Origin of the sequence: Gluconobacter sp. P1D12_c, from assembly GCF_018812105.1 — a bacterium.
In the GTDB taxonomy this organism is placed as follows: Bacteria; Pseudomonadota; Alphaproteobacteria; order Acetobacterales; family Acetobacteraceae; genus Gluconobacter; species Gluconobacter oxydans_A.
Window position 1 is genome coordinate 1 of the sequence record NZ_JACSIQ010000041.1, and the last position, 3039, is coordinate 3039.

General features: G+C 57.1%; 4 protein-coding genes and 2 pseudogenes. 4 read left to right on the top strand and 2 right to left on the bottom strand.

What is annotated here, in order from left to right; genetic code table 11:
- The 3 genes from KP705_RS15225 to KP705_RS15235 form a co-directional block, all read left to right on the top strand.
- The coding region (locus KP705_RS15225) for a zinc-binding dehydrogenase (protein ID WP_215764755.1) at nt 1-300 on the top strand (300 nt) is incomplete at its 5' end.
- Nucleotides 301-352: 52 nt separating this feature from the next.
- Nucleotides 353-787 (top strand): cupin domain-containing protein, encoded by a 435-nt coding sequence (locus KP705_RS15230; RefSeq protein WP_015075041.1) that lies wholly within the window; start codon nt 353-355, stop codon nt 785-787.
- Between the two features lie 13 nt (nt 788-800).
- On the top strand, nt 801-1943 hold the full coding sequence (locus KP705_RS15235; protein ID WP_224777931.1) for a major royal jelly family protein: 1143 nt from the start codon (nt 801-803) through the stop codon (nt 1941-1943).
- On the opposite strand, the pseudogene KP705_RS15240 reads toward KP705_RS15235, so the two are convergent.
- Nucleotides 1918-2336 (bottom strand): annotated as a pseudogene (locus tag KP705_RS15240) (recombinase family protein); the annotation flags it as partial. The gene KP705_RS15235 and the pseudogene KP705_RS15240 sit on opposite strands and share 26 nt — an antisense overlap.
- Here KP705_RS15240 and KP705_RS15245 point away from each other — a divergent pair.
- A pseudogene (locus KP705_RS15245) lies at nt 2336-2512 on the top strand (Tn3 family transposase); the annotation flags it as partial. The pseudogenes KP705_RS15240 and KP705_RS15245 sit on opposite strands and share 1 nt — an antisense overlap.
- Nucleotides 2513-2575: 63 nt before the next feature.
- Here the strand turns inward: KP705_RS15245 and KP705_RS15250 are convergent.
- Nucleotides 2576-2983 (bottom strand): helix-turn-helix domain-containing protein, encoded by a 408-nt coding sequence (locus tag KP705_RS15250; protein ID WP_215764757.1) that lies wholly within the window; start codon nt 2981-2983, stop codon nt 2576-2578.
- Nucleotides 2984-3039 lie beyond the last annotated feature (56 nt).

The following is a 3039-nucleotide window of genomic DNA, read 5'->3' on the forward strand; positions in this document are numbered from 1 at the left end:
CAGGGACATTTCGGCCTGATTGATGACCCTGCTGAACTCAATGCTGTACCCCTCAAGCGCAAAAGCCTGTCCCTGCATTGGGAGCTGATGTTCACCCGCTCACTGTTCGGAACGGCAGACATCAGCACACAAGGGAAACTCCTGAACGAGGTGTCGCGCCTTCTGGACGAAGGGCGTCTCCGTACGACGCTCGGCAAAAATCTTGGCGCGATCACCGCCGCCAATCTGCGAGAGGCTCACGCTCTGATCGAGAGTGGTCAGGCCAAAGGCAAGATCGTGCTCGAAAGTTTTCCTGCCTGAGCGGAGAGAACCGTGACGAAAACAGTCAAAGCGCTTGAGAGGAGCAGACCTCATGAATGACGAAGAACATCTGATGACCCTGAACCGGACGGGAGGTCGCTTCGATCTGAATAAAATTGCCGCTGCGTTTCCCGAAACGGCGGACACGATGCTGCTGGACACCTATCTGACTGACAAGCCGGAAGCCAGTATCCGGGTCTTCAGGATTTATCGGGAAGTACCGCCGCATTATCATACCCAGTGCGATGAAGTGCTTCATGTCCTCTCCGGGACAGGCACGTTTTGGATCGATGATCCCAAGGAGGAAGCCCCGTTTGCACCCGGCCATCTTCTGGTGTTCCCCCGTCGGGCCGTGCATGCCGTACCCCGCATTCTGAGCCAGCCAGTTGTTTTCCTTGCTATCGACACGCCGCGACGGGCGCCAGATGACGTGGTGTTCGTGGATCCTGCCGACGGTACGCCGTCCGGTTTTATCGCAGGGATCTGACGGCATGGGAGTCATGAAACAGAATCAGCCGCATGCTTTCACAAAAAGAGGCCTGCGCAGGATCGCCATTGCCGTTTTCACGGGTTTCGTTGGGGTATGCGGGCATCCTGATCCTGCCCGTGCTCAGACCATCAGGATTGAGGCGACTACTAACGCAATAGACTGGAACGCCGTAGCGCTTGCTGGCGGTCATGTGTTTGTCTCAGGCCCTCGCTGGAGCGGGTTTTCCGGACCGGCCGTGGGTCTTCTGACAAAGAATGGAAAGATAAAGCCTTTTCCAGATGCTGACTGGAATGGCTGGAAACCCGGGCAGGATGCAACGCATCGGTTTGTCAGCGTCAATGCCCTCCACGTTGCTCCTGACGGCACGCTCTGGGTTGTTGATACTGGAACTCCGTCTTTTGGAGGTGCTCCCATACCTGAAGGAGCCAAACTGGTCCGCATTGATCCGGCAACAGGTCATGTGCTGCGGATCTATCCTCTGGGCCCAGAGATCGCGCAGGCGGGCAGCTATATCGACGATATCCGTTTCAACGGAACGCACGCCTATCTCACGGATGCGGGCAAGGCCGCGCTGATCGTTCTTGATATCAAAACAGGTCAGGCACGTCGTGTTCTGGACAACGATGTTTCCACACGCGCACGGACAGATCGACCGATTGTCATGGACGGGCACGTCGTGGAGAACGGTCCGCATCAGCCGCTTCTGGTGAATGTCGATCCGCTTGAAGTCAGTCCGGACGGGAAATGGCTGTATTTCGGGCCGCTTGAAGGACCGTGGTCTCAAGTTCCCACAGTGTTGCTTGATGATCCCAGTGTGTCATCAACCGATCTGTCTGCGGCTGTAAAGCCTTGGGCAGATTTACCTCCAGTCGGGGGCAGCGCCATGGATGCTGCAGGAAACCTTTACTTCACCAATCTGAAGGATAACGGCGTCTATCGGAGAGACGTTTCGGGAAAGATCACGAAACTGATCTCGGATTCACGTCTGCACTGGGCAGATGCACCGTGTCTTGCTCTGGACGGTCGTCTCTGGCTGCCTGTTGCGCAACTGGACCGGCTTTCGATGTTTCATCAGGGGCATTCCCGCAGTCATCAGCCGTTTCTGCTGGTATCGATCAATCCTCACGTTACCCATACCAGAGATAAGCCATAAGTCTCAGTTTTGAGAGATTTTTCGTGTTTTTTGCGCCAGAGGTTTTTTCCCCATCCGGCCTGATTTTACCCTCGGGAGTGACATGTCGATACAACGTCTGGCGGCTGATCCCCAGTTCAGAACACAGATCTCCAACCTGGGTTTCAGGATCACTCATGGCGGCCTGAGCCAGACGAAGTTTACTAAGGTCATCTTGAAGGGACGGCCACCCTCCCGTCCTCGGGCACGTGCAGAAGCCAGACCTGCGCGTGTGCGTTCAACGATCAATTCCCGCTCGAACTCCGCCAGTCCGGCAAAAATCGCGAAGATCAAGCGACCATTTGCGGTGGTGGTATCGATCGAGGCTCCTTCGCCCGCCAGGACCTTCAACCCGACACCGCGTTTGGTCAGGTCTGGACCGTGCCGCTCAGCATCTTCGTCAGACGGGCATCGCGGTGCCCGATGACGTGCTTGCTCATGTAGCACCACTCGGCTGGGAGCATATTGGCCTGACAGGTGATTATCTTTGGGGCGAAATCCGGCCGCCGCGAGATAATTTCAGGCCTCTTCGGTTGCAATCCGGTTCCTAAAATCCTTAGCGTACGTTTTCGAACAGCCTCTCACTGCTCCCCGGTACTCTGAGCTGCCTTTAGCTAAACCCTGTCGTCCCCGTAACCCAGCACTTCGATCACCCGGCATTCCTCGACCGTACCGCGCGCACACCGATCTAGCGAGCGTTGCAGCTCGGCGCGCAGCGCCACCAGCCTCCCAATCCGTCGGTCAATAKTCTCGACGTGGCGGCGGGCGATAGCGTCCACCTCGCCGCAGGAACGCTCCGGCTGCTCGCTAAGCGTCAGCAATTCACGAATGTCGGCGACCTCGAAGCCCAGCTCGCGGGAATGACGAATAAAGTTGAGCCGGGCGACCTCGTCCGCACCGAAGCGCCTTTGCCGCCCTTCCGTTCGTGTCGGTGTCGGAAGAAGCCCGACGCCTTCGTAGTAGCGGATCGTCGGCACCTTGACCCCAGTGCGCCGCGCCAACTCGCCAATCGAGATCCTCATGGTGCTTTTCCCTTGAAGCTCTAGTGGCTAGAGATTGTAGGGTGATCCCGAGAAGG